This is a genomic window from Bacillus sp. M13(2017) (genome assembly GCF_002218325.1).
Lineage (GTDB): Bacteria > Bacillota > Bacilli > Bacillales > Bacillaceae_G > Bacillus_A > Bacillus_A thuringiensis_K.
This window is the reverse complement of sequence record NZ_KZ268500.1, coordinates 961474-987974: the sequence shown is the minus strand read 5'-3', so window position 1 is coordinate 987974 and position 26501 is coordinate 961474. Positions and strand designations below refer to the sequence as shown.

The following is a 26501-nucleotide window of genomic DNA, read 5'->3' as shown; positions in this document are numbered from 1 at the left end:
TTTTCCTCCTTAATGCACATTACAAGTTTATTACTTTAACTCCTTGTACGTAGATGTTTACAGAATCTACTGCTAGTCCTACAGTTTGATCTAATGTATATTTCACTTTCGTCTGCACATTATGTGCCACTTCTGAAATTTTCGTACCATAGCTCACAATAATATACATATCAATATGTACTTCATCTTCATCTTTACGAACAATAACACCTCTAGTAAAGTTTTCTTTTCGTAAAATGTCTGTTAATCCATCTTTTAACTGATTTTTTGATGCCATACCTACGATACCGTAGCAATCTACCGCGGCACCTCCAGCAATTGTTGCAATTACATCTGTACTAATATCAATTTGACCGTACTTCGTTTTAATTTCAATTGACATCTCGTTTCCCCCTTCATAAATGGTGAAAGTGAGCTAGACTACTTTAGTTACTATCATATAATCTTTTTAAAGAAAATTCCATCGTTCTTTCTTTTCACTCTCATATTTTATGTTTTAAATTACACTTTTTTATGATGAGCAAAATAGTCCATTGTTATTATACAACATGTACCACTATAATATGTCAAGCAATTTTTATGGATTTCAACTTTTCTTCATTGACATATAGTGTCAAGTAAATTTTCTTGATTTCTTTTTTCTACGGTGTTGCATTCTCTTTTTAGTTGTGTTAAATTATAGTAGTGTTTTTAGCATCGCATAAAAGACTAACATTGAAAAATTACGTATGGTAAGGTATCAAGGGAGGGAAATATAAATGGCTCGTGTTTGTGCTATTACTGGAAGAAAAGCTCGTTCTGGTAACTCTCGTTCTCACGCAATGAACGCTACAAAACGTAAGTGGGGCGCTAACCTTCAAAAAGTTCGCGTACGCATCGACGGAAAAGTTCAACGTGTTTACGTTTCTGCTAGAGCATTAAAATCTGGCAAAATCGAACGTGTTTAATAATAAAAAAAAGAGCCAATAGGCTCTTTTTTTACTATAACAATGGAAAAAGCACCGGTGATAGGTGCTTTTTTTAATCTTTTTTAAAGGTATTTAACATTGCACGAACTATCCCACCAAGAAATTTAGGTAACTTAATTGTATAAAATCTCATGGTTTCCCTCCTAATCCCCATTACTCCACTTGGTCACTATATGATGTAAGGAGCAAAATTGTTTCTTCAATCAGTGCTTCTTATCAACATTAATATGCCAGAAGTAAATGAAAAAGTACCTTTTTCCTCAACGAGTTCGTTACTAATACAAAGTGTTGATCCCCACTCTATTGTTTTATTAGTAAGAGGGTACTTAAAACCAAACAATGTAATCCCTTCCACTATTTCAGTAACTGGTACAAAAGATACATAAGGAAAATTTTTATTTTCTTCAATTATATGTGTACCCACTTTTTTAACTGTTATTTCATTTTTATTGTCCACAATACACATTTCTATCTCTACTTCTAATCCTTTTAAAAGCATCTGTATATTTGCCAAACCGTGATCAAGCCTTCCACCGGTAGCACCAAAAATACGAATTAGTGCCGGCTTCTGTTCTAATGCCCAGTTGATTGCAATTTCTAAATCCGTTTGATCTTTTTCTCGCGGAACAATATGTAATTCGTTCGTTTGCTGTCCCATCCATACTAATTCTTCTTCAGTAACTGAATCGTAATCTCCAAACGCAACAGCCGGTGTAATCCCTTTCTTTAATAGACGGTATACTCCCCTATCAACCGCTGCCCATACTACTTCCTCATTCTCATATCGAGCAAAATCTGCGCAATATTCCGAAGGTCCTCCTGCCAAAATATGAATAATCATTTTTTCTTCCCCTTCCATTGTAAAAAGGCAATCTGCCATTCGGTAGATTGCCTTTTTACGTATTTTTACCCTATCCTATAAATACCTTACTAGGATAAAAGTTCATCACTACCCACGAATTACGCGAATTGCTTCACCGCGGTCTTTTTGATTGTATACTGCTGACCCAGCTACAAGTACATTTGCTCCCGCTTCCACACAAAGTCTTGCTGTTTCAGCATTTACACCACCATCAACTTCAATTTCTACTTCTAGATTGCGCTCTTTCACCATGTCTGCAACTTGTTTAATTTTCGGTAATACAGAATGGATAAACTTCTGTCCACCAAATCCAGGGTTTACTGTCATAAGTAATACCATATCTATATCTTCTAATACATGCTCAATCACTGAAACTGGCGTATGTGGATTTAATACAACACCTGCTTTAATGCCATGAGATTTAATTAACTGAATTGTACGATGTAGATGCGGACACGCCTCTACGTGAACAGTAATAATATCCGCTCCCGCTTGTGCGAAAGTCGGGATATAGTTATCAGGATTTTCAATCATTAAATGTACATCTAATGGTAATGATGTAATCGGACGGATTGCTTCTACAATTAACGGTCCAATCGTAATATTTGGTACGAAATGTCCATCCATTACGTCAACGTGAATGTAATCCGCTCCGCCCTTTTCTACATCTTTAATCTCTTCCCCTAATTTTGAAAAATCTGCTGATAAAATCGATGGTGCAATTTTAATCATAACTAATACCTCGGCTTTCTCTCTCTAATTTCTTCTACGAATTGTTTATAGTTCTTATAGCGATATTCTGTAATCTTCCCTTCTTCAACCGCAGCTTTCACCGCACATTTCGGTTCAGAAAGATGTGTACACCCTCTAAATTTACAGTATTGGCTCGCTTCTTTCAACTCTGGAAAACAATATGTAAGATCTTCTACTTCTATATCAATGAAATCTAGTGAACTAAAACCCGGTGTATCTGCTACTAGCCCACTCCCAATTGCAATTAATTCTACGTGTCTTGTCGTATGCTTCCCGCGTCCTAAATGGGAGGAAATATCATTTGTTTTCAGCTCTAATTCTGGACGTAGCACATTAAGCATTGAAGATTTCCCGACACCAGATTGACCCGCAACGACAGAAACACAATTTTCTAAGTATGGTTTTAATATATCAATACTTTCTGACGTATTAATAGAAGTAAATAAAACATCATAACCCATCTCACGATAATCATTCGCATAAGCTTCAACAGTTGCTTTCATCTTTTCATCTACTAAATCCATCTTGCTAATACAAATAATTGGCTTAATGTTATGATATTCAATCAGCACTAAAAATCGATCTAACAGTCCAGGGTTAAAATCTGGTTCTACTGCAGAGAACACAAGGATCGCTTGATCGACATTAGCAATAGGAGGTCTAACAAGTTCATTTTTCCGATCAAACACTTCAAGCACATAACCTTCAGTTGGATTATCTGCCTGAAAAACAACTTGGTCTCCTACAAGTGGTGTAATTTTATTTTTTCTAAATACACCTCGCCCACGACATTGCGTAACCCCTTCTTCATGCTGCACGTAATAAAACCCACTTAAAGCTTTTATAATTTTTCCTTCTGGCATAGAATTCTCCTTTTTTTGTATAAGGTGATGCTGAATTTAAAAATGAATGGATTTAATTTTTCCAAATAAAGATTTCAAAACCTACCATATATACTTTCGCTAATATACATTAAATTTCCCATTAAATGCAAAAAAATATTTACAGCTGCATCACTTTACTAGCTTTTTGAATCATATATTTTTGCCTGCTATACCGTCCACTTTGTAGACAGCATAACAGGCAATAATAATAATAATAATAATAATAATAATAAGTAGACTTTCACTATTATTGAGTTGGATATGGTACTTCTTTATCAATAATCGTTATTCCATCTCGTACAATTTTATAGTGTCCCTTTGAACCTTCTTGAATTACAAATTCTAAAGAAATAGTCGCTGATTCAGTAATTGTTCTCGTTTCAACCGGTCTATCCATTTTTTGCTGCATGTCTTCTTTATAAATTTCTATTGTTTGCGGTTTTTTTTCACCTGTTACAGCAGGCTCATATAGGATAGAGATATTGTCCACTTTTACCGTTTTAGTCACTTTAGGTTTTTGACCATCAGAGATAATAATAGTTACTTTATCTCCCTCTTTTAATGGTGTACCTGGTTTTGGAAATTGCGAAATTACAAGTCCTTTTTCGACTGTATCTGAATACTCTCGTTTTATATCTGACGTTAGTTTTCTCTCATTCAAATAACCAGTTACACTATTTTCAGTCCACCCCGAAAAGTCACCTGGTCTAATTTGATAAGGACCTTTACTTACCCAGATTTTCAGTTCTTGCTCCGCTTCTATAACCATTTGATCAGGCGTCGGAATTTGCTCTACAATTTCACCTTTCGGCTTATCATTTTCAATATAATTTACTGTAACTTGTTTATATTTTTCTTCTAACTCAGCTTTTACACTCTCAAAGTTTTGCCCTGTGAAATTCGCCATCTTACTTTTCTTTTTTCCACCTGATTGATAGATAGTAATTTTAGCGTTTTCTTTTACGACTCTTCCTGCTACAGGGTCCGTTTTTATTACATCCCCAACTTCAACATCATCTGTATATACAATATTAGGCTCCGTCACCTCAAAGCCCTTTTCTACTAATGTATTTACAGCTGTCGTGTATTTCATACCAGCCACATCAGGAACTTTCACATCTTTCGGAATAAATAATCCTGGAATAACCGTAAGCGCTAATGTTATTCCTATTGCTAAAAATAAAAATGTTGAAATTAAAACTTTAAGCCACTTGTTACTCCGTTTTTTCTTCTTATCTAACTTAGCTGCTTCTGCTCTTACCGGTTCTTCCACCTTACTCCCTTTTAAAACAATTGTTTCATCACTTACATTTTCAAATAATTGTTCTTGTTGAATAATCGGAATCGCTTTCGTCGCTTCCATATCTTCTGGTATGTAAAATGGTTGCTCATTTATCCTCTCTGGATATAGCGCAGTTTCAATATCTCGCTTCATCGCATTGGCAGATTGATATCGATGGAACGGATCTTTTGCAGTTGCTTTTAATATAATATTTTCAACACTTTGCGGAATATTTTCATTCCATCTTTTTGGTGATGGGATTTCACTTTGTAAATGTTTTAAAGCTATAGCAACAGCAGATTCGCCAGAAAACGGTTGTCTTCCTGTTAACAATTCAAACATAACTATCCCCAGAGAATAGATATCTGATTGTTTATTTGCTATCCCGCCACGTGCCTGTTCTGGTGATAAATAATGGACTGAACCGAGCACTGAATTTGTATGTGTAATTGTTGTCGCACTTGTAGCTGTCGCAATTCCAAAATCTGTTACTTTTATTATTCCATCAGCTCGAATTAAAATATTGTGCGGCTTTATATCACGATGCACAATTTCAAAATGATGGGCATGTGCCATAGCGGATGTTAACTGCTCCATAATATCAAGAGCTTCTCCTATAGGTAACATCCCTCGCTCAATTATGTATTGCTTCAATGTTTGCCCTGGTACATATTCCATGACAAGATAGTATATACCATCTTCTTCTCCGACATCATACATATTCACAATATTTGGATGCGACAACGTTGTAACAGACTGCGCTTCTCGATGGAAACGTTTAATAAACTCTTCGTTATTTGAGTAGTCGAGTCTTAATATTTTTACCGCTACATCTCGGCCAAGTATATCATCATGAGCTAAATATACATTGGCCATTCCGCCACCACCAATCATTTTCAGCAGCTTATAACGGTCATTTAAGCGTTTTCCAATCAGCACGTTGCACTTCACCTACTTTCGTTTGTCGAACCCGCATAATCAATAAGAACAAGTGTGATATTATCTTCTCCACCGCGATCATTTGCCAATTGAATGAGTTGCTGCCCTTTACCTTCAAGCTGTTCATTTAACTGTAAAATTTGTCGCATATCATCAATAGAAACTTTGTTTGATAACCCATCAGAGCAAAGAAGTAATTGATCATCTTCCTCAATCACCAACGTTTTAACATCTAACCCAACTTTTTCTTCTGTTCCTAATGCTCTTAATAACACATTCTTTTTCGGATGATACTCTGCGTCTTCCTTCGAAATTTCACCATGTTTCACAAGCTCATTTACAAGTGAATGGTCTTCCGTTACTAGAGTCATTTCTCCTTCTGATACCATATAGCAACGACTATCTCCTATATGCCCTATTGTCACAAAGCTTGGTGTACAAACAGCTATTATAAGCGTTGTTCCCATACCATTACATTCCGCATTTTGCTGAGCGTATTCATATATACGCTCATTAATAATCCCAACACTAGTATGTAACCATTGTTCTACTTTTTTCGGCTCATTCATATTATGTGTTTGCTTCCAATAATCATGGAATAATTGAATGGCCATCGAGCTAGCTACATCACCAGCTCGATGACCTCCCATTCCATCTGCTACTACCGCTAATACATTTCCATCTAAATTGTGAAAAACTCCTGCACTATCTTCATTATGTTGACGAACTTTTCCTTTATCCGATAGAAATACGGCTTTCATCTCGTCACCTCGTCTCTTCTTTGCGCTCCTTCGCACGCAACTGACCGCAGGCTGCATCAATATCATGACCTTGTTCACGGCGAATCGTTACATTCACTCCACGATCTTTTAACGTTTTCTCGAACAAGAAAATTTGTTCACGTGGCGTACGTACATAATCACGTTCAGGTACGTAGTTTACCGGAATCAAGTTCACATGACATTTTACACCTTTTAAGAGCGCAGCAAGCTCTTCAGCATGCTCTACTTGGTCATTTTCTCCTCCAAATAATCCATATTCAAAAGTAATACGACGCCCTGTTCTATTTACATAGTATTTAATAGCTTCCATTAAATCTGGTAATTTATAAGCACGGTTAATCGGCATTAATTTTGAACGTAATTCTGAGTTTGGAGCATGCAATGAAATCGCAAAATTAATTTGTAGATCTTCTTCAGCAAACTTATAAATTTTCGGGATAATTCCACTCGTCGAAACAGTCATATGTCTCGCACCAATATGAAGTCCTTTTTCATGGTTAATGATGCGTAAGAATCCCATTAAATTATCGTAGTTATCAAATGGTTCTCCAATTCCCATAACAACAAGAGAACTTACACGTTCTTCTGTTTCATCAAGCGCACGCTGAACTTCTACTACTTGCGCTACAATTTCTCCAGCTTCTAGGTTTCGCTTTAATCCACCAAGTGTCGAAGCACAGAACGTACACCCAATACGACAACCAACTTGCGTTGTTACACAAATGGAATTTCCATATTCGTGTCGCATTAATACCGTTTCAATAGAATATCCGTCATATAATTGGAATAAGAATTTAATTGTTCCATCCGAAGACGTTTGTTTTACTAACGTGTTTAAAGTAGTAATATCAAAGGAATTCGACAATTTATCACGCAATCCTTTAGAAAGGTTTGACATATCCTCATAATTTTTTACACGTTTTTTATATAACCAGTCAAAAATTTGTCCAGCACGGAACTTCGGTTCTCCTTGTTCCTTTAACCAATCTTGCATTTCATGAAGTTGTAAAGAGTAAATTGATGGTTTCTTCGTTTCTAAATTTTTCTTTTGTTTTCTTACAGTCGTTTCCATGATGCTACACCTTCTTCCTTAAACAAGCAATATAAAAGCCATCCGTTGCAAAATAATGCGGCAAAATTTGTACTTGACCTTCATCAATATACGGAGTTAATTTTTCTGGCATACGCTCTTTTAGCGTAGTATCCCATTCAAATTCAGGATGTTCTTGTAAAAACTTCTCTATTACTTGTTCATTTTCTATTTTCTCAATTGTGCACGTACTATAAACAAGACGACCGCCTTGCTTTAATAATGGTGCTATTTTTTCTAGTATTGCAATTTGAATCGTCGATAATCTTTCACTATCGCCTTTATCTTTTCCTAACTTAATATCAGGTTTACGTCTAATTACACCAAATCCAGAACACGGTGCATCTACCAATATTTTATCAAACGTTTCATTTGCAAAGTGCTCTTGCACTTTTCTAGCATCTAGCGCTTTAGTTTCGACATTTTCTAGACCCAGTCGCTCTGCTTGCTGTTTAATTAAACGTACTTTGTGTGCATGTAAATCAAGGGACATGACCTTACCAGTTCCCTTTAATCGTTCGGCGATATGCGTTGTTTTTCCGCCTGGAGCAGCACAACTATCAAGAACTGCATCTCCCGTATTCGGTTCTAAAGCACGTGCTACAAGCATAGAACTTTCATCTTGAATAGAAAGAAATCCTTTTTTAAATGCTTCTGTATGTGCTACATTACCTCTTTCAATCTGAATTGCATCATCTGACAAGTCACCACGTTTTGCTTCTATACCTTCACTTGCCAACAACTCAATCGCTTCTTCTACCGTTACCTTATCAACATTCACACGTGCTGTTGGTACAGGTGGTAACATGTTTACTTCGCACATTTTTTCTGCAGTTTCTAAACCATATTCTGAAGTCCACTCTTGGACAAGCCAAACTGGATGACTTGTTGTAATTGCAAGACGTTCTACTGGATCCTTGATTTCATCTACAGAAGGTACACCTTCTCTCTGAATCGAACGTAATACACCGTTCACCATACCAGCAATCCCCTTATGCCCGCGACGCTTTGCAATCTCAACCGCTTCATGAATAGCCGCTCTTTCTGGCACTCGGTCTAAATAAATCATTTGATATAAAGATAAGCGAAGCAATACTCTTACCCACGCCTCAACCTTCTTTTTTAAAAAAGGCTGTAAATAATAATCTAATGTGTCACGACGTTGAATCGTTCCATATACAATTTCAGTTAATAAACCAATATCTTTTCTATCAATTGTACTCTTTTCAATTAGATTATTTAAAAGTAAGTTACTGTATGCACCACTTTTTTCTACTTGAATTAAACCATCAAGAGCTAATTCACGAACATTTTGTCTCATGCATTTTCTCCTAACTTCGTTCCAATTTCAGGTTTTGTTCCACGTAAAAATTGTGAACAACTCATACGCTTTTTACCAGAAGGTTGCAATTCGGTAATTTTAACACCTGTTTCATTACCTGTTGCTACAACAAAACCATCTTCTTCGATTGCAACAATCGTACCTGCTTCAGCTGATTTCGTTACAGGTACTTTTTCTCCCCACCATACTTTAACAACTTGTCCTGCTAAAGTTGTATAAGCAACTGGCCATGGATTCAATCCGCGAATGTGATTGTATACTTCTTCACCTGTTTTTGTCCAATCAATTTTCTCTTGCTCACGTTTTATATTGTACGCAAACGTTACTTCTTCTTCGTTTTGTTTAATCGGTTCTAACTTACCTTGAATTAATAAAGGCACTGTTTTAGATAGAAGGTGTGCTCCTGCTTCACTTAATTTATCAAATAATGAGCCTGTCGTTTCACGCTCTTCAATTTCCACTTCCACTTGCGTTAAGATATCACCAGCATCCAATTTTTCTACCATATACATAATTGTAATACCTGTTTTTTCTTTACCTTCCATAATTGCATAATGAATTGGTGCACCACCACGAAGTTCAGGAAGTAAAGAAGCGTGGACATTAATACATCCATACTTCGGTGCTTCTAAAATTTCATTTGGTACAATCTGACCAAATGCAGCTGTTACAATTAAATCTGGCTCTAACGCCAATACTTTTTCATATTCATCTTTTTCACGAATTTTTAACGGCTGTAACACAGGGATACCATGTTTTTCCGCTTCAACTTTAACAGGTGTAGGGGTTAATACTTTTTTTCTACCTACTGGACGATCAGGTTGCGTCACAACACCTACTACCTCATAGCCATCTTCAATAAGACGACGAAGCACCGGCACTGAAAAGTCCGGTGTTCCCATAAATACTACTTTTATCATTTAAAAACCGCTCCTTTTAACACCTATTCTAGTTCGTTTTCTTCATAATATCTTGTCACTTTCGATGTAAATAAAACACCGTGTAAATGATCGATTTCATGTTGAATTGCACGCGCTAAAAATCCTTCCGCTTCTAATAAGAATACTTTCCCACGGCGATTTTGCGCTCTTACTTTAATATAATCGGCACGTTCTACTTCACCATAAAGTCCCGGGAAGCTTAAACAGCCTTCGGGACCTACTTGTTCACCACGTTTTTCTAATATTGATGGATTGATTAACTCGATTTTCCCAGTATCATCATCGACATCAACAATCGCTACTTGCAAGCTTACACCTACTTGAGGCGCAGCTAAACCGACTCCGTCCGCAATTAACATTGTTTCATGCATATCTTTCAACAATTTCACTAACTTTTTATCAAAGTTAATTACTCTTTCGCATGGTGTTTCTAACACTTCATTTGGATGCTTTACTATTTCTAAAACTGCCATATTTCCCTCCGCTACATTAACATTGTTGGATTAAAATCAATTGAGATTTGTAGCTCTTTTTGCATTTCTGCTTGATAATGTTCATTTACCATTTTGAGCACGTTCTTTAAGTTTGGTTCCCGTTTGTATTTTATCATGCATTGATAACGATATCTATCTTTTATCCTTGGAATTGCTGGAGCAACTGGTCCTAGCACCATTGTTTGCTGTGAGCAATGCGTTCGTAAATACGAGGCAATTTTTTCCGTCACTTGTACCGCTTTTAATAATTCAGGATGAGATACAGTTACGAGTACAACATAGTAATATGGGGGATATTGTCTTGTTCGTCTCATTTGCATTTCTTGATCAAAAAACACATCATATTGTTGGTTCTTCGCTAACTCTATACTGTAATGTTCTGGCGTATACGTTTGAATCACAACTTCCCCTGGCAATTCATGTCTACCCGCTCGTCCACTTACTTGAGTCAATAACTGGTATGTCTTTTCACTCGCCCGAAAATCAGGTAAGTGAAGCATCGTATCTGCAGTTAAAACCCCAACGAGCGTTACTTTCGGAAAATCTAATCCTTTAGCAATCATTTGTGTTCCGAGTAATATATCTGCTTTTTCTTCCCCGAACGCCTTTAATAATTTTTCATGCATTCCTTTTCGACTTGTCGTATCTACATCCATTCGAATGACTCGTGCCTCTGGAAATAGTTTTGTAATTTCTTCTTCTACCTTTTGTGTACCTGTACCAAAGAAACGAATGTATGTACTTTGACAAGCTGGACACTCAGTTGGCATATTCTCTTCGTAACTACAGTAATGACATTTTAAACGATGATTCATTTTATGATATGTCAATGAAATATCACAATGCGGACATTGGACAACATATCCACAATCACGGCACATTACAAATGTTGAATGACCTCTTCTATTTAAAAAGAGTACCATTTGTTCTTTCTTTTCTAATCGATCTGCTATTTTTTCATGCAGCGCCTTAGAAAACATTGATCGATTCCCGTCACGAAGTTCTTCTCGCATGTCAACAATCTCTACCGTTGGTAAAGCTTGTTCATTCATACGTTTTTCCATTGTTAATAGTTCATAAACACCCTTTTTCGCCCTTGCAAACGATTCAAGTGTTGGTGTCGCACTACCGAGAACGATAGGACATTTATGATATTGCCCTCTCCAGACAGCTACATCTCTTGCATGATACCTCGGATTATCTTCTTGTTTGTAGCTTGATTCATGCTCTTCATCAATAATAATAATCCCTAAATTCTCAAAAGGCGCAAAAACAGCTGAACGCGCACCAACTACAACTTTCACTTCTTTTCTTAAAATCTTACGCCACTCGTCATACTTTTCTCCAACAGACAACGCACTATGAAGAACTGCAACTTGCGAGCCAAACCTACCTTTAAAACGATCCACCATTTGGGGCGTTAGTGCAATTTCAGGAACAAGAACGATAGCTTCTTTTCCTTTCTCTAGCACTGCTGCTATAGATTGTAAATATACTTCTGTCTTTCCACTTCCTGTAACACCATATAGTAAAAATGGATTATAAGTTTCATTTGTAATTGATGATAAAATCGGTGTAATAACTTGTTTTTGTTCCTCCGTAAGTGGAAATGGTTTCGTTTGTTCAAAATCATCATCGTCATACGGATTTCGGTATACTTCCACATACTTTTCTGAAATGAATCCCTTTTTAACAAGTGCTTTTATTGGAGCATCTGTTATTTGTAACTCTTCTGTAATTACTTTCAACGGTGCACTTTTATAATTTTCCACAAAATAATAAAGTACATCTTGTTGTTTTTTACTTTTTAGTTCAAATGCTGCTAATTCTAATTTATCTTCTGGCAACTCCGGTTGTACGACTCTTTGCTTCTTCTTTTGTACCTTATCTTTCACTTGATAAACGACTTCAACCGTACCATTTTTAATTTCTTGTTGAATAGTCCGGTATAAATGTGGCTGTTGCTCGATTACTTCAAAATCAATTGCTTCTTTATCCTGAAATAAATATAGTATTTCAGGTGCTAGTTCTGCCTGTTTACAAAGTTGTAGACGTTTTTTATATGTTGCTTTTATCGCAGTTGGAAGCATCACTTGAAAAGCTGAAATCATGTAGCATAACGTTTCACTTGTAAGCCAATATCCAAGCTTTAATAATTCATCATTTAAAACCGGTGTTACATCTAATATTTCATGGATTGTCTTTAACTTCTTACTTTCTACATCCACCGAATCTTTAATCCCAATAATAAAACCTTGCAATTTCCTTGGCCCAAACGGAACTACTACACGCATTCCTGTCTGTACAATATCTTCCCATTTTTTAGGGATAATGTAATCAAATGGTCGATCTGTCTGACGGGCAGGTACATCAACAATTACACTTGCAAATTTCATAAACGATCATCTTCTAACATCATTTCAATTTGCTTCAATATTTCACGAGCTACCTCTTTTTTCATTAAAAGTGGCAACTCAATAACTTTTCCATCTTTTCTATACATTGTTACAATATTCGTATCCGTGCCAAATCCTGCTCCTTGTGCTTTTACATCATTCGCGACAATCATATCTGCATTCTTCTCACGTAATTTTTTCGTTGCATATTCCTCTACATTTGTCGTTTCAGCAGCAAAACCGATAAGTAACTGTTTATTCTTTTTCTGACCTAACGTTTTTAAAATATCCACCGTTCTTTCGAGTTCAATGACAGCATCACCATTTTGCTTTTTCATTTTATTATCATGAACATATTTCGGCCGATAATCTGCAACTGCTGCTGTTTTAATGACAACGTCTACGTTTTGATAATGTTGAAGAACTGCTTCTAACATATCTTGTGCAGATTCCACTTGCACTGTCGTTACATGTAACGGTGGATTTAATGCTGTCGGTCCTGAAATGAGTATAACATCAGCGCCTAAATTCGCTGCCACTTCCGCAATCGCATACCCCATTTTTCCAGAAGAAAAATTCGTCATAAAGCGAACTGGATCAACCTTTTCACGTGTCGGGCCAGCAGTTATTAATATTCTTTTTCCCTGCAATGGTTTGTGTTCTGAGAAAGCTTCCTCTAAACGTGCAATAATTGCTTCAGGTTCTTCTAGTCGTCCCTTCGCTACATATCCACATGCTAAAAAGCCTTCCCCAGGCTCAATAAATGTATATCCTAGCGTTTTCAATGTCATCATATTTTTTTGAACAATTTTATTTTCATACATATGCACATTCATAGCAGGCGCAATCCATACCGGAGCTGTAGTAGCTAACAAAGTAGTTGTAATCATATCATCTGCAATACCACTAGCTAACTTTCCAATACAATTGGCAGTAGCAGGTGCGACAAGTACAACATCCGCCCAATCTGCTAAATCAATATGAGCGATAACAGCTGAGTCTTTCTCATCAAATGTATCCGTATATACATCATGGCGAGAAAGCGCTTGGAATGTAAGAGGCGTAACAAACTTCATTGCCGACTCACTCATCATTACTTTTACAATCGCGCCAGATTGTGTCAATTTACTTGTTAACGCAGCTGCTTTAAAAACCGCAATGCCTCCTGTTACACATAGAAGTATCTTTTTCCCTTTTAGCATATGACTCGTCCTCTTTCTTTTTCAAACTTATAATACTGAAATAGAATTCTCAGCTCGTCAGTACCAATATTTCATTCCTTTCGTAAAAAAATAACAACCTACTTGTAAATAGGTTGTTACCGTTACATAGAAAATTATAAAGTCTATGTTTTATTTTGTCGAAGGCAAAGGCTTATTCAGCTACTTTATCTTCACTTGGTACGTAGCTTAATGCTTCTGCATCGATTTCTTCTAATGCTTTACCTACACATTTATGAGAAACAGGTTTTTCTACAACACAGTTATTAGCAAGTTGCATTTCACGTGCGCGTTTTGCAGCTACTGTTACTAATGTGTACTTAGAATCGATTTTTTGTAGTAATGAGTCAATTGATGGATTTAACATAATTATAGACCCTCCGTCATTTCTTTATAATATTTTGCTACCCTTTCGCGGCGGCAATGTTCGCCAACCACAATGGCTTTAATTCTATCACAAGCTAATTCAACTTGATCGTTTTCTACTACATAGTCGTAAGCGTCCATCATCTCGATTTCTTCTTTCGCTACAGTTAAACGATTTTCAATAACATCTTCAGTCTCTGTACCACGTCCGACAATACGGCTCTTTAGTTCAGATAAACTTGGAGGTGCTAAGAAAATAAATACACCTTCTGGGAAAGCTTTCTTAACTTGAATTGCTCCTTGCACTTCAATTTCTAAGAATACATCTTTTCCTTCTTGTAATGTTTTTTCAACATAGTCAATCGGTGTTCCGTAATAATTACCTACGAACTCAGCCCACTCAAGTAATTTTTCATTACGAATCATTTCCTCGAATTCTTCTCTTTCTTTAAAGAAATAATCCACACCATCTACTTCACCTTCACGCGGCTTACGTGTCGTTACTGAAATAGAGTACTGAAAACGTGTATCCTCATGGCTAAACAGCTCTTTACGAACCGTCCCTTTTCCAACCCCAGAAGGCCCTGAAAGAACGATGAGCAATCCTCTTCTACTTCTCATAAATATGTAAAACCTACCCTTCCTCACTTAAATCTTCTTTATTATTCAAACGATGTGCAATCGTCTCTGGTTGAATTGGACTTAATACAACATGCCCATCATCCATAACAATAACCGCCCTTGTTTTTCTCCCATACGTAGCATCAAGCAAAGCATTATGTTCGCGTGCTTCCTGTACTGTTCGTTTAATAGGAGCTGACTCCGGACTTACAATAGCAATAATTCGATGAGCAGATACAATATTTCCGTATCCAATATTTAAAAACCGCATGGCCATAGTTTGCGCCTCCTAGTAAGTCTATCCGATTTCTCCACCACGTATAACTTTACATATTTTTTGAAAGCTACTCAATATTTTGTACTTGTTCACGAATTTTTTCAAGGTTATTTTTCATTTCTACAACATATTTTGAAATTGTTAAGTCATTTGCCTTAGAACCAATCGTATTAATTTCTCTATGCATCTCTTGCACGATGAAATCCATTTTCCTTCCAACAGGCTCTTCAATCTGCAGTGTTTCACGAAATTGCTCTAAATGACTTTGCAAACGAACTAACTCTTCATGAATATCACAACGCTCTGCAAAGATTGCGACTTCTGTTAGCAATCTTTGTTCATCTAGATCTTGATTATGTAATTCTTTTAAGCGATTTTCTAATCGTTCACGATATTTTTGTGTAACAATTGGTGCATGTGGAATAATTGCATTTACACAATTGCTAATCTCTTGTAAACGATACGCTATATCTTTATGTAATCGTTCTCCTTCGCCATCTCTCATCGTTTTCAACATATGAGCAGCTTGACGAACAGCCTCATATAAACTGTTCTCAAAATGTTCATTTACATTTTCTATTTCTTCAATTGCTGTTACTTCTGGCATTGCCATTAATTGCTGAAGTGTAATAGAATCTTGTAATTGAAATTTCCCTTTTATATCTTCCATCATCGATTGGTACTGCTCAAGAAGTGACCAATTCACACTTAATTTTCTTTCAACAAGTCCTTCACCCGCTATACTAATAGACACTTCAATGCGTCCACGTCGAACTTGCTGTGCAATTATTTTACGAATTTTGTCCTCAAATACCATCATTTGCTTAGGAAGTCGAATACTCATCTCTAAAAAACGGTGGTTCACCGATTTCATTTCTACTGTAATTTGAAAAGTATCACTTTCTACTTTCGATCTTCCAAACCCTGTCATACTAGAAATCATTTTTATCACATCCAAGCCATAAAATAACTCAATGAAAAAGGTAATAGAGACAAGGCTCTACTACCTTCTGTAAATTATATCACATTTTCATAACATTGACTATTTCAAGTTTAATCCCTTCTTATATAACATCGACTTTTTCTTCTTAGCCTTTTTCCCTGTTAATAAAGAGCCTACTAGTAAGAAAGTCGGAATTGATGACAAACCTCCAATTAATAACCAATCTCTTGCTTGTATCGGCATTGTGCTAAAGATCGGTTGTAACGGTGGATAATATATAACCACTAGCATGAGTAGTAACGAAATAATAACCGCCCCTACTAAATACACGTTCCCAAATGGATTACGGTGAAAGACAGAATGCTCACTGCGACAATCAAATACATGAATAAGCTGAGCAAGTACCAACGTCGCAAACGCTACAGTTTGTGCATATTTCAGTTCATTTGGATGTTGGTTATACGCAATAATGAACGCTACTAACGTCACTGCCCCAATTAAAAAACCTCGACTTATTATTTTCCACGCAAGCCCTCTAGCAAATACCCCTTCTTTCGGGTGGCGCGGTGTTCTCTTCATCACATCTCCTTCAGCCTTATCCAAACCTAATGCCATCGCTGGTAAACCATCAGTAACTAAGTTCACCCATAAAATTTGAATAGGAACCATCGGCAGTGGTAATGCAAGTAACATCGCAAATAACATAACTAAAATTTCTCCAACATTTGACGCCAATAAGTAGCGAATGAACTTACGTATGTTCTCATATATATTTCTTCCTTCTTTAATTGCTGATTTAATTGTAGCAAAATTATCGTCTAGTAAAACAAGTGAAGAGGCTTCTTTCGCAACATCTGTCCCTGTAATTCCCATCGCTATCCCAATATCCGCTGTTTTTATCGCTGGAGCATCGTTCACTCCATCACCTGTCATCGCTACTATATGTCCTTGATTTTGCAGTGCCTTAACAATTTTTAATTTATGTTCAGGTGATACACGAGCGAATACATACGTATCTTCTACAACATTTTCTAATTCCTCCACATCCATATTCGCGAGTTCTACGCCTTCAACAACGCGTCCATCTGGTGGTAAAACTCCTAATTGTTCAGCAATCGCCATTGCTGTCACTTTATGATCACCTGTAATCATTACTGTTCGAATACCAGCTTCTTTACACTCTTTTACCGCCTGCGCCACTTCTGGCCTTGGCGGGTCAATCATACCTTGTATCCCAACCAACATAAAATCTTTTTCAACGTCTCTTTCATGTTCAATAGAATCCGTGACTTTTAAAGGCTTAAACGCAACTGCAATTGTTCGAAGCGCTTGACTACCTAAGCTATGAATAGCCGCCTGTACTTCTTTTCTATATAGCTCACTTAACGGCTGCTGCTTATCCCCCCATAAGATTGTTTGACTCATTTGCAAAAGAACATCAGGTGCTCCTTTCGTAACAATAAACTTTTTCCCCTCTCGATCTCGTACAATAACACTCATCATTTTTCGAGTTGAATCAAAGGGAAATTCACGAATAATTTCAAATTTCCCTTTCAACGCCTCACGTGTTATCCCAGCTTTCATTGCTGCAGCTACAAGCGCTCCCTCTGTTGGATCTCCATCTAATACGTACGCCTTTTTCTTTTGAATAATATTTGCATTGTTACATAGTGAACCAAATGTAAGTAGCTGATAAAGTGATTTTGTCTTAGCTGGATTCACTTCTTTTTCACCTTTCATAAAAGAGCCATTAGGTTCATATCCTTGCCCTGTCACTTTCCACAATTCTCCGCCTGACCACATATGTGTTACCATCATTTTGTTTTGCGTCATTGTTCCCGTTTTATCAGAGCATATAACAGAAGCGCAGCCTAACGTTTCTACGGCCGGTAACTTCCTTACAATTGCTCTCTTTTTTATCATACGCTGTACACCAAGTGATAAAGCTACTGTAACAATTGCTGGCAATCCTTCTGGAATAGCCGCAACAGCTAGCGATACGCCAGCTAAAAACATATGATATACTTCATTCCCTTGATACACACCAGCCAATACAACGAGCGCTGTCAAAATAAGAGCTACAATAATTAATATTTTTCCGAGCTGTTCTAACCTTCTTTGCAGTGGCGTTTCCATTTGCTCTGCATTTTGCAACATATTTGCAATTTGCCCCATCGCTGTATTCATACCAGTTGCTACAACAACTCCTGTACCAGATCCTCGCGTAATCATTGTCCCCATAAAAGCCATATTTTTTTGATCCCCAATTGCAACATCTTGCCCTTGCAATGCTTCTACCTTCTTTTGTACAGGTACGGACTCCCCTGTCAAAGCAGACTCTTCAATATATAAACTTGATGCCTCAACAAGACGCACATCAGCCCCAATACGATCACCACTGGAAAACTTAATAATATCCCCTAAAACAAGTGCTTTAGATGGTGCTTTTACCCACTTTCCATTCCGCATTACAGTAACTTGCGGAGCGGCTAGTTCCTTTAAAGCTTCCAATGATTTTTCAGCTTTTCTTTCTTGAAAAAAGCCGAGAATACCATTGATAATAACAATGGCAACAATAGCAATAGAATCAATGTATTCACCTAAAAACGCAGAAACAATTGTTGCTCCAAACAAAACGAGTACCATGAAATCTTTAAACTGTGCTAAAAATACCATTAGTGCAGAAGGCCTTTTTGCTTCTTCTAATTCATTAGTACCAAATTTCTTTACTCGCCCTTCTGCTTCTTTCTCTGTAAGTCCAACCTTTACATTCGTATTCGTTCTTTCTTCCACTTCATGTGCTCGCATTCCATACCAGTTCATCCTGCTATCGACCTCCTGATTCCAGACATACTCTATTGAAAGCTTATTCAGCCTCGTCCAAAAAAATGCTATAATTAACATTTAGTTAGAAAGGAGTGTTCATTTATGGCATTCGATGGATTATTTACAAGAGCGATTACACATGAAATTGAAAATTCTCTTTACACAGGAAGAATTTCCAAAATATATCAACCTTCAAAATACGAGATTTTATTACATATTCGAGCGAATGGAAAGAACCAAAAACTAATTCTTTCATCTCATCCTACATATGCGCGTATGCACTTAACGAATCAAAACTACGATTCGCCAGCAATACCGCCGATGTTCTGTATGCTTCTTCGCAAACATTTAGAAGGTGGATTTATTGAAAAAATTGAACAAATCGACTTAGAACGCATTATTCAAATTACAGTTCGCAGTCGTAATGAAATCGGAGACGAATCATTAAAAACATTAGTAATTGAAATAATGGGACGACATAGTAACATTATCTTATTAGATACGAAAACAAACGTGATTTTAGATAGCTTAAAACACGTTTCATTAGCCGTAAACCGTCACCGAACTGTATATGCTGGTGCTGAGTACGTCGCGCCACCAGCCCAACATAAAATCAATCCTCTGCAAATTGAAACCGCAGATGATTTTATTAGACCGCTAGACTTTCTATCTGGAAATATGGATAAACAACTCGTCGGTGCTTTCATGGGAATATCCCCATTATTTGCAAAAGAAATAGTAAAGAAAGCCGGTATGGTAAACGAGAAAGCATTATCAGAAGCATTTTTCTCTATACAAACACCATTACTATCTCATGCATATACACCTACAATGATTACTGCAAATGGAAAAGAATTCTTTTATCTTTTCCCTCTTACACACTTGCAAGGAGAAGAAAAAACATTCTCATCAGTGAGCGAATTGTTAGATCGTTTCTTCTTTGGCAAAGCAGAACGTGATCGTGTAAAACAACAAGCTCATGATTTAGAACGCTTTATGCAAAACGAAAAAAACAAAAACGAGAAAAAACTCATTAAACTCGAAAAAACACTGCAAGATGCCGGAAAAGCAGATAAATATCAACTATTTGGAGAGCTACTTACAGCCAATATGTACGCTTTAAAAAAGGGCGATAAAGATATTGAGGTCGTTAATTATTACGATGAGAATGGTGGAACTGTAAAAATCACATTAGATCCTTTAAAAACACCATCTGAAAATGCACAACGCTATTTCCAAAAGTATCAAAAAGCAAAAAATTCAGTTGTTGTTGTAGAAGAACAAATCGAAAAAACAAATGAAGAAATTCTTTATTTTGATAGCTTACTTCAACAAATGGAAGCTGCTTCTTCAAAAGATATTGAAGAAATTCGTGAGGAATTAGCTGAAGAAGGTTATGTGCGCAATCGTAAAACGAAAAACGCAAAGAAAAAGCCTACTAAACCAGTATTAGATAAATATGTAGCAAGTGATGGCACAGAGATTTTCGTTGGTAAAAACAATAAACAAAATGATTATTTAACAACGAAGTTTGCCCGCCGTGATGAAATTTGGTTACATACGAAAGACATACCTGGCTCTCACGTTGTCATTCGTTCTTTAGAGCCTGCTGAAGAAACTTTGCTAGAAGCTGCCAAAATTGCTGCCTATTACAGTAAAGCGAAAGAGTCTAGCTCTGTACCTGTTGATTTCACCAAAATACGCCATGTCAAAAAACCGAGTGGTGCAAAACTTGGTTTTGTTACGTACGACAATCAGCAAACCGTATATGTAACACCAGATGCTGATATTGTAATGAAATTAAAAGCGTAAATAAAAAAATGCGTTGCTTATAAGCAACGCATTTTTTATATTCATTCACACTAATTCATATACCCATTTACTAATTCATAACACCTTGCTTTTGTCATCTTATATTTCTCTTCTGAGGCTTCGATACGCCTCATCGTTCCGTTATTTGTATCAGTACCAATTGCTTTAACTTTACTTTCTTTTTCTTTAACCCACGCAATTTGTTTCGTTTTTAACGACTGGAACGCATCAGCTGACATCATACTTTTTAATGTACTGTAAATTTCATTTAGTTTATTATCCCACAGTTCATAATTTCCTTCTATTTCATTTACTATATCATTGGTTGACATAGCATTCGTATGTTTTTCTTGTTTATCTATAGCAGCTAATTCGCTTAAAACATTTGCTCTATCTATCTTTGAAGAAGATTCTTTTTGCGATTGTTTCTCGTCTTTTGAGCCTGTATACGCACTGGAATCCTTTCTCTGTACTTGTTCTGTTTCTTGAATATTTCTTTCTTTCGTTACTTTTTCATACCTATTTTCATCTACATTGTATGAAATAAGAGATGTTTTCGCATTTACAGTAATTAATCCGTTACTATCTTTGAATATATATTTCTTATCGCCACTATTTTCTTCACTTACAAATGACACATTCTTATCGTCTGGCATTTGTAAAATTCTATTTGCTTCTTCTTTTGTAAGTTTTAAATCTTCAGGAAAAACGAATGACCATTTATCCATTAACCATTCCCCTTCTTTATACACCAAATGAAATTCCCATTCTTGGGCCGCATGACCTATTTCATCTTCTAAACTTAATGTATGTACCGTTAAATTTTCTTTATCTTGTGAAGAAGAAAATCTTATTTCAGATTGAAAATAATTTGGGAATGGTAACATATCAGTCTCTCTCGATCTATTAAAGTTATTAAGCAATTCAGGAAGCTGATTCTCTACAAACTTTTTTGAAACTAATCCCTTAACTCCTTTTTTAACTGTCTCTAAATCCCCAGGATTATTTCGGCTCCATCCATTTTCTTTTTCCATCTCACTAAACGCGTTTGCTATTCCATCTACACTCTTTCTTACAATCTTTTTTGCTTCTTTTTCTGTCACTTCTGGCGCTTCATCAAGCTGTTCAATCATTTTATTCACTTGAACTTTGTTTTCACTTGTTTCACACCCCGTTATAACAAGCATACTAGCGGCCAAACAAAATGACATTACTTTACTTAATTTCTTCATACATTCACATTCCTTAACCCAATTTTTTCGTTACATCTCTTTACCTACAAAAAAACGTAACAATCCCTTATTATACCAATTTTTTAATTTATTTATACAAAAAATATAATATTTAAATTAAAAAGATTTTGTTTGCAAGTTTACATTATTGTTCATTCACATAAAAACTTACTGTAAAAATTATATATATATTTATTTTACATCCGTCTAGTTTTTTTGACACACAGCTACCCTCTTCTCTTTTATTCTAAATAAATATATTGGCACAATTCTTGCTTTATTAATGTAAAAAGGAGGAATTAAAATGAATATAAGAATAACTAACATCCAAAAACAACTACATAATTACGGAATCGACGGGTTACTTATTACAAAGAAAGAAAACCGTCAATACGCAACAAGCTTTACAGGTAGCGCAGGCGTTGTCTTAATTTCTGCACATAAAGCTATTTTTATTACCGATTTCCGTTACGTAGATCAAGCAAAAAAGGAAATAAAAGCAGCAGAAATTATTATGCATAAAGGAAATTTAGAAGAAGAAGTTGCAAAACAAGTATCAAAATTAAACATTCAAAAACTTGGTATAGAAGACAATAATATGACTTTGCAACAATTTAAGAAACTACAAAAATATATACATACAAAAATGGTTCCAGTGTGTGAGATCATTGAAAATATTCGCCTTATTAAAGACACATCTGAAATAGAAACAATGAAAATCGCAGCTACGATCGCTGATCAAGCATTTCACCATATTGTTACATTTCTAAAGCCTGGAATAAGCGAGATTGACGTTCGAGATGAATTAGAATTTTTCATGCGAAAAAAAGGGGCTACATCTTCTTCATTCCAAATCATTGTAGCCTCAGGCGTTCGTTCTTCACTTCCCCATGGAGTTGCATCAAATAAAATAATTGAACGAGGGGATATCGTTACATTAGACTTCGGTGCACTTTACGACGGATATTGTTCCGATATAACACGTACTGTAGCAATAGGGGAACCATCGGAAGAATTCAAAAAAATATACAATGTTGTACGAGAAGCGTTAAAACGTGGGACTGAAGCGATTAAGCCTGGAGAAACTGCGAAAAGTATCGATGATGTAACAAGAAAATACATTACAGATTGTGGATATGGTCAATATTTTGGACACTCTACTGGTCATGGTCTTGGGTTAGAAATACATGAACCTCTTCGCTTATCTCAAGAAAGTACGGCTACTTTAGAAGAAGGTATGGTTGTTACCGTTGAACCTGGTATTTACATTCCGAACTGGGGCGGTTGTAGAATTGAAGACGATATCGTCATTACAAAAGATGGATATGAAGTTATTACAAAATCAAATCGAGAACTAATTGTTATTCCTTGTTGAAATCACGACCTTTTTTAAAGGAGTTTTTCATTGCACATAGAATTCTTTCTCTGGAGTCATCGTTTAAGAGGGGGAATTTAAATTGAATTTTGTAATTGATAAGATAGATGGGTTACAGCCTGAATTTTCAAATCTTGTTTCCATGATGAATTACGCTCGCTATACAACAATGCAAGCAGTGGAAAGTTTAACAATTGAAGAACTTGATTATTTATATGATAAGGACGCAAATTCAATTGGTATGTTATTGTACCATATGGCTGCTATTGAATTTTACTACCAAATTCATACCTTTGAAGACCGTGAACCGACGGAAGCTGAATTAGAACATTGGTTACCTGCTATTGAGTTAGGGAACCTTGGACGCGAGAAAATAAAAGGAAAATCTATAAAATTTTACATCAATACATTACAAGAAGTACGTTCCAAAACAATCGAGACTTTTCAATCGTTACCTGATGAATGGTTATTTAAAACGACAGACTTTTGGTATGACAAACCAGCAAATAACTATTTTAAGTGGTTTCACGTTTTTGAAGATGAAATCAATCATCGTGGACAAATTCGTTTAATTAAAAAGATGCAAAAAGCTCATGCAGTAAAATGAGGAAATGCCACCGAATAAGGTGGCATTTTCTTTTATTCATTAACGAATAACTTTTCGTTTAATTTTTTAGTGACTATCGCTACCAACATTAAAATGCAAATTAAATATAGTAATTTCGCAATAAATAACCATCCTTGAAACATTACAATTCCATCTATTATCTCATTTCCTTTTAATAATAAAAATGGGATCATACTAATTATAATGATAAACTCGATACTGAAAACCATTTTCTTTTTCGACTATATGCTTTCCATTCATTCCAGCGATACATAGGAGCAAAAATCAATACGCCAATACATAATATAACTGGTACCCATCCACTTTTAAGAAATTGCCCTGAAATAACTGATAATAGTAAACAAACGAGCACACCATAATATCCTATTCTCTCTCTCATTCGTACTCCCCCATTCTACTTCTCCTTTACTCTGCAACTTGCTATATTTATAACAATTCTTAGAAGAATAACAACTCAATTACAATATAAAGACCTTTTACAGAAGACATCCATTCTTGAAAAATAGACATTTTCTCCATTTGTTTCTGCCCTTCTATCAAAATAAACCCTGCGACAAATGAACAAACAACAATGATACCTATCATAATTCCAATTCTTTTCTTACTATGTTGTTTTATGTCATTCCAGTTATATAAAAGTATAAATACAAACCCGAAAACAGGTATGATACTTATCCATTCATAGTTTGTAAACAGTTTTAAAATGATTAATAGACTACAAGATATAACGAATCCCAAAAATCCAATTTTTTTGCGCATACCCCTCCTTAAATTCCATTTTTAGGATTAATTGCATTGTAAAATCCATTTATCGTCCTTACCATTACAGTACATGAAATTTTACTTTTTCTTTTTCCTATACTCACATACTTTCACTACTTTCATACAATAAACTACACGAATGCCTAAAGGATGTGAATGTTATGGGAGTTGAATTAACGCTATTACACGCTCTCTATGTTATTTGTTTACTCACTATTATTACCTTTTTTATTCTCCGGAAAGATACTACAATTATTTGTATCGTTTTTATCTTTTTATTAGCATTAACTGCTACAAGTTCTATCCCTCTTGCCGTTAGCGGCATTTTTCAAAGTTTTATTTACGCCATTACTGAGCTATTACCAACTATATTAATCATTTCTATTATTGTATCCATGAGCAATTTACTCGTTCATACCGGTATAAATGATACAATGATTTCACCATTTACAAAGATGATCCGTACCCCTACCCTCGCCTACTGGATTATTGGCCTTTTGATGATGACAATTTCTTTCTTCTTTTGGCCTTCTCCCGCTGTCGCCTTAATGGGAGCTATTTTATTACCGGTTGCTGTACGCGTCGGTCTCCCCCCAATTGGAGTAGCAATTGCTATGAACTTATTCGGTCATGGGATTGCTTTATCCGGCGACTTCGTTATACAAGGCGCACCAAAATTAACCGCAGACGCTGCTGGTCTCCCTGTTTCCAGCGTCGTATCTGCAAGTGTTCCACTCGTTATCGTTATGGGCGTTGTGACAACTTCCGTCGCTTTTTTCTTCTTACGAAAAGAGTTTCATACAGGCTTAGCTATACAAGAATCTATTCTATCAACTGAGTCTTCTAAAACGCTCACTTCATTATCTCCTCGCACAAAGAAATGGCTCGCTATTTGTATCCCTATCGTATATATCATTGATATCCTTTGCATGATTCAATTTCAACTACAAGGAAGCGACGCAACTGCACTTATCGGCGGAACAACTGTTATTATGATTATCATCATTTCTCTCATCGCCTACAAAGGTAATGGACTGAATAAAACGACCGATTATTTCATAGAAGGGCTCCAATTTGGCTTTAAAATTTTCGGACCAGTTATTCCTATCGCTGCACTCTTTTATTTAGGAGATAGTGGCTTTGTGAAAATTATCGGGGACTATTTACCGAAAGGTTCACACGGAATCATTAACGACTTAGGCATCGCTTTATCTCAAACTGTTCCTTTAAATCAATATGTATCGGCAGGGACATTAACCATCGTTGGTGTCATTACCGGCTTAGATGGATCAGGTTTTTCAGGTATATCACTTGCTGGTTCCATTGCCAATCTTTTTGGAACAGCACTTGGCCATGGAACAGCTACATTAACAGCACTCGGGCAAATTGCAGCTATATGGACCGGGGGCGGGACGTTAATTCCTTGGGCACTTATTCCTGCTGCTGCGATTTGTAAAGTCGATCCATTTGAACTTGCACGCCGAAACTTTTTACCGGTTGTTATCGGTTTAATTGTCACCACGATCGTTGCGATGTTTATCCTATAACGTAAGCAAGTGTTCTCTTGCTTACGTTTTTTGCTTGTACAATTCATCATGAATTATCAGTTTTCAAGAGGGATTCGTTATTACTTAGCGAAATTATATTAGGAGAGTAATTATTTCAAAACGTTTACGAGAAACAGATTACTGCAATTAGAAAAGGGG

Annotated in this window: 24 protein-coding genes and 2 pseudogenes; 5 read left to right on the top strand and 21 right to left on the bottom strand. The window is 36.1% G+C overall.

Annotated features, from left to right (window positions below; genetic code table 11):
- Positions 1-19: 19 nt before the first annotated feature.
- Positions 20-382, bottom strand: a complete 363-nt coding sequence (locus tag CGQ22_RS05740; RefSeq protein ID WP_000021109.1) for an Asp23/Gls24 family envelope stress response protein — start codon at positions 380-382, stop codon at positions 20-22.
- Positions 383-758: 376 nt separating this feature from the next.
- Here CGQ22_RS05740 and rpmB point away from each other — a divergent pair, with 376 nt between their 5' ends.
- Positions 759-947 carry a 50S ribosomal protein L28 gene (rpmB, locus tag CGQ22_RS05735; RefSeq protein WP_000124776.1) on the top strand — a complete coding sequence of 63 codons (189 nt, stop codon included), beginning with the start codon at positions 759-761 and terminating at the stop codon, positions 945-947.
- Positions 948-1020: 73 nt separating this feature from the next.
- On the opposite strand, the gene spoVM is transcribed toward rpmB, so the two are convergent.
- From spoVM to CGQ22_RS05650, 17 genes are all read right to left on the bottom strand, one after another.
- Complete coding sequence (gene spoVM / locus CGQ22_RS05730) at positions 1021-1101, bottom strand: stage V sporulation protein SpoVM (protein WP_001213599.1); 81 nt, start codon at positions 1099-1101, stop codon at positions 1021-1023.
- Between the two features lie 66 nt (positions 1102-1167).
- Positions 1168-1848 carry a thiamine diphosphokinase gene (locus CGQ22_RS05725; protein WP_000752664.1) on the bottom strand — a complete coding sequence of 227 codons (681 nt, stop codon included), beginning with the start codon at positions 1846-1848 and terminating at the stop codon, positions 1168-1170.
- 69 nt (positions 1849-1917) lie between these two features.
- A complete protein-coding gene (gene rpe, locus CGQ22_RS05720; protein WP_000589974.1) occupies positions 1918-2562 on the bottom strand; it encodes a ribulose-phosphate 3-epimerase in 645 nt (214 codons plus the stop codon).
- A gap of 2 nt (positions 2563-2564) precedes the next feature.
- Positions 2565-3446 carry a ribosome small subunit-dependent GTPase A gene (rsgA, locus tag CGQ22_RS05715; RefSeq protein WP_001113932.1) on the bottom strand — a complete coding sequence of 294 codons (882 nt, stop codon included), beginning with the start codon at positions 3444-3446 and terminating at the stop codon, positions 2565-2567.
- A gap of 268 nt (positions 3447-3714) precedes the next feature.
- A complete protein-coding gene (gene pknB, locus CGQ22_RS05710) occupies positions 3715-5688 on the bottom strand; it encodes a Stk1 family PASTA domain-containing Ser/Thr kinase (protein ID WP_000904754.1) in 1974 nt (657 codons plus the stop codon).
- An 8-nt stretch (positions 5689-5696) separates the two neighbouring features.
- Complete coding sequence (locus CGQ22_RS05705) at positions 5697-6449, bottom strand: Stp1/IreP family PP2C-type Ser/Thr phosphatase (protein ID WP_000648704.1); 753 nt, start codon at positions 6447-6449, stop codon at positions 5697-5699.
- A 4-nt stretch (positions 6450-6453) separates the two neighbouring features.
- Positions 6454-7542, bottom strand: a complete 1089-nt coding sequence (gene rlmN / locus CGQ22_RS05700) for a dual-specificity RNA methyltransferase RlmN (RefSeq protein WP_000450541.1) — start codon at positions 7540-7542, stop codon at positions 6454-6456.
- A gap of 4 nt (positions 7543-7546) precedes the next feature.
- Entirely contained in the window at positions 7547-8881 is a 1335-nt protein-coding gene (gene rsmB / locus CGQ22_RS05695) for a 16S rRNA (cytosine(967)-C(5))-methyltransferase RsmB (protein ID WP_001249684.1), read from the bottom strand.
- Entirely contained in the window at positions 8878-9822 is a 945-nt protein-coding gene (gene fmt / locus CGQ22_RS05690; protein ID WP_000598806.1) for a methionyl-tRNA formyltransferase, read from the bottom strand. Before fmt ends, rsmB begins: the two co-directional genes overlap by 4 nt.
- A 23-nt stretch (positions 9823-9845) precedes the next feature.
- Positions 9846-10316, bottom strand: coding sequence for a peptide deformylase (gene def, locus CGQ22_RS05685; protein ID WP_000279463.1), 471 nt, complete (start codon positions 10314-10316; stop codon positions 9846-9848).
- An 11-nt stretch (positions 10317-10327) separates the two neighbouring features.
- A complete protein-coding gene (priA, locus tag CGQ22_RS05680; RefSeq protein ID WP_089148366.1) occupies positions 10328-12733 on the bottom strand; it encodes a primosomal protein N' in 2406 nt (801 codons plus the stop codon).
- Positions 12730-13935, bottom strand: coding sequence for a bifunctional phosphopantothenoylcysteine decarboxylase/phosphopantothenate--cysteine ligase CoaBC (gene coaBC / locus CGQ22_RS05675; RefSeq protein ID WP_000911760.1), 1206 nt, complete (start codon positions 13933-13935; stop codon positions 12730-12732). Before coaBC ends, priA begins: the two co-directional genes overlap by 4 nt.
- A 172-nt stretch (positions 13936-14107) precedes the next feature.
- Positions 14108-14320: a DNA-directed RNA polymerase subunit omega gene (gene rpoZ / locus CGQ22_RS05670; protein WP_000933960.1), complete on the bottom strand. Its 213-nt coding sequence runs from the start codon at positions 14318-14320 to the stop codon at positions 14108-14110.
- Positions 14321-14322: 2 nt separating this feature from the next.
- Positions 14323-14940: a guanylate kinase gene (gmk, locus tag CGQ22_RS05665; protein WP_001257741.1), complete on the bottom strand. Its 618-nt coding sequence runs from the start codon at positions 14938-14940 to the stop codon at positions 14323-14325.
- A gap of 13 nt (positions 14941-14953) precedes the next feature.
- Entirely contained in the window at positions 14954-15217 is a 264-nt protein-coding gene (remA, locus tag CGQ22_RS05660) for an extracellular matrix/biofilm regulator RemA (RefSeq protein WP_001251456.1), read from the bottom strand.
- Positions 15218-15284: 67 nt separating this feature from the next.
- Positions 15285-16160 carry a YicC/YloC family endoribonuclease gene (locus CGQ22_RS05655; RefSeq protein ID WP_000625869.1) on the bottom strand — a complete coding sequence of 292 codons (876 nt, stop codon included), beginning with the start codon at positions 16158-16160 and terminating at the stop codon, positions 15285-15287.
- A gap of 99 nt (positions 16161-16259) precedes the next feature.
- Positions 16260-18983 (bottom strand): calcium-translocating P-type ATPase, SERCA-type, encoded by a 2724-nt coding sequence (locus CGQ22_RS05650; protein WP_001104779.1) that lies wholly within the window; start codon positions 18981-18983, stop codon positions 16260-16262.
- A 105-nt stretch (positions 18984-19088) separates the two neighbouring features.
- Here CGQ22_RS05650 and CGQ22_RS05645 point away from each other — a divergent pair, with 105 nt between their 5' ends.
- Positions 19089-20798 carry an Rqc2 family fibronectin-binding protein gene (locus CGQ22_RS05645; protein WP_089148365.1) on the top strand — a complete coding sequence of 570 codons (1710 nt, stop codon included), beginning with the start codon at positions 19089-19091 and terminating at the stop codon, positions 20796-20798.
- 50 nt (positions 20799-20848) lie between these two features.
- Here the strand turns inward: CGQ22_RS05645 and CGQ22_RS05640 are convergent, their stop codons facing one another.
- Positions 20849-22030, bottom strand: a complete 1182-nt coding sequence (locus CGQ22_RS05640; protein ID WP_089148364.1) for a lysozyme inhibitor LprI family protein — start codon at positions 22028-22030, stop codon at positions 20849-20851.
- A 304-nt stretch (positions 22031-22334) separates the two neighbouring features.
- On the opposite strand from CGQ22_RS05640, the gene CGQ22_RS05635 reads away from it, so the two are divergent.
- Positions 22335-23405, top strand: a complete 1071-nt coding sequence (locus CGQ22_RS05635) for a M24 family metallopeptidase (protein ID WP_089148363.1) — start codon at positions 22335-22337, stop codon at positions 23403-23405.
- Positions 23406-23487: 82 nt separating this feature from the next.
- Positions 23488-24012 (top strand): DinB family protein, encoded by a 525-nt coding sequence (locus CGQ22_RS05630; RefSeq protein WP_089148362.1) that lies wholly within the window; start codon positions 23488-23490, stop codon positions 24010-24012.
- 32 nt (positions 24013-24044) lie between these two features.
- Here the strand turns inward: CGQ22_RS05630 and CGQ22_RS05625 are convergent.
- Together CGQ22_RS05625 and CGQ22_RS05620 are read right to left on the bottom strand one after the other, a co-directional pair.
- A pseudogene (locus tag CGQ22_RS05625) lies at positions 24045-24412 on the bottom strand (YoqO family protein).
- Between the two features lie 15 nt (positions 24413-24427).
- A pseudogene (locus CGQ22_RS05620) lies at positions 24428-24792 on the bottom strand (YoqO family protein).
- Between the two features lie 164 nt (positions 24793-24956).
- Between CGQ22_RS05620 and CGQ22_RS05615 the strand changes: the two are divergent.
- Positions 24957-26342, top strand: a complete 1386-nt coding sequence (locus tag CGQ22_RS05615) for a membrane protein (RefSeq protein ID WP_000537906.1) — start codon at positions 24957-24959, stop codon at positions 26340-26342.
- The last annotated feature ends 159 nt before the right edge of the window (positions 26343-26501 follow it).

Coding starts and splice junctions, on each gene's coding strand:
- CGQ22_RS05740 (WP_000021109.1), bottom strand. CDS start 382: ATGTCAATTGAAATTAAAACGAAGTACGGTCAAATTGATATTAGTACA.
- rpmB (WP_000124776.1), top strand. CDS start 759: ATGGCTCGTGTTTGTGCTATTACTGGAAGAAAAGCTCGTTCTGGTAAC.
- spoVM (WP_001213599.1), bottom strand. CDS start 1,101: ATGAGATTTTATACAATTAAGTTACCTAAATTTCTTGGTGGGATAGTT.
- CGQ22_RS05725 (WP_000752664.1), bottom strand. CDS start 1,848: ATGGCAGATTGCCTTTTTACAATGGAAGGGGAAGAAAAAATGATTATT.
- rpe (WP_000589974.1), bottom strand. CDS start 2,562: ATGATTAAAATTGCACCATCGATTTTATCAGCAGATTTTTCAAAATTA.
- rsgA (WP_001113932.1), bottom strand. CDS start 3,446: ATGCCAGAAGGAAAAATTATAAAAGCTTTAAGTGGGTTTTATTACGTG.
- CGQ22_RS05705 (WP_000648704.1), bottom strand. CDS start 6,449: ATGAAAGCCGTATTTCTATCGGATAAAGGAAAAGTTCGTCAACATAAT.
- rlmN (WP_000450541.1), bottom strand. CDS start 7,542: ATGGAAACGACTGTAAGAAAACAAAAGAAAAATTTAGAAACGAAGAAA.
- rsmB (WP_001249684.1), bottom strand. CDS start 8,881: ATGAGACAAAATGTTCGTGAATTAGCTCTTGATGGTTTAATTCAAGTA.
- fmt (WP_000598806.1), bottom strand. CDS start 9,822: ATGATAAAAGTAGTATTTATGGGAACACCGGACTTTTCAGTGCCGGTG.
- def (WP_000279463.1), bottom strand. CDS start 10,316: ATGGCAGTTTTAGAAATAGTAAAGCATCCAAATGAAGTGTTAGAAACA.
- priA (WP_089148366.1), bottom strand. CDS start 12,733: ATGAAATTTGCAAGTGTAATTGTTGATGTACCTGCCCGTCAGACAGAT.
- coaBC (WP_000911760.1), bottom strand. CDS start 13,935: ATGCTAAAAGGGAAAAAGATACTTCTATGTGTAACAGGAGGCATTGCG.
- rpoZ (WP_000933960.1), bottom strand. CDS start 14,320: ATGTTAAATCCATCAATTGACTCATTACTACAAAAAATCGATTCTAAG.
- gmk (WP_001257741.1), bottom strand. CDS start 14,940: ATGAGAAGTAGAAGAGGATTGCTCATCGTTCTTTCAGGGCCTTCTGGG.
- remA (WP_001251456.1), bottom strand. CDS start 15,217: ATGGCCATGCGGTTTTTAAATATTGGATACGGAAATATTGTATCTGCT.
- CGQ22_RS05655 (WP_000625869.1), bottom strand. CDS start 16,160: ATGATTTCTAGTATGACAGGGTTTGGAAGATCGAAAGTAGAAAGTGAT.
- CGQ22_RS05650 (WP_001104779.1), bottom strand. CDS start 18,983: ATGAACTGGTATGGAATGCGAGCACATGAAGTGGAAGAAAGAACGAAT.
- CGQ22_RS05645 (WP_089148365.1), top strand. CDS start 19,089: ATGGCATTCGATGGATTATTTACAAGAGCGATTACACATGAAATTGAA.
- CGQ22_RS05640 (WP_089148364.1), bottom strand. CDS start 22,030: ATGAAGAAATTAAGTAAAGTAATGTCATTTTGTTTGGCCGCTAGTATG.
- CGQ22_RS05635 (WP_089148363.1), top strand. CDS start 22,335: ATGAATATAAGAATAACTAACATCCAAAAACAACTACATAATTACGGA.
- CGQ22_RS05615 (WP_000537906.1), top strand. CDS start 24,957: ATGGGAGTTGAATTAACGCTATTACACGCTCTCTATGTTATTTGTTTA.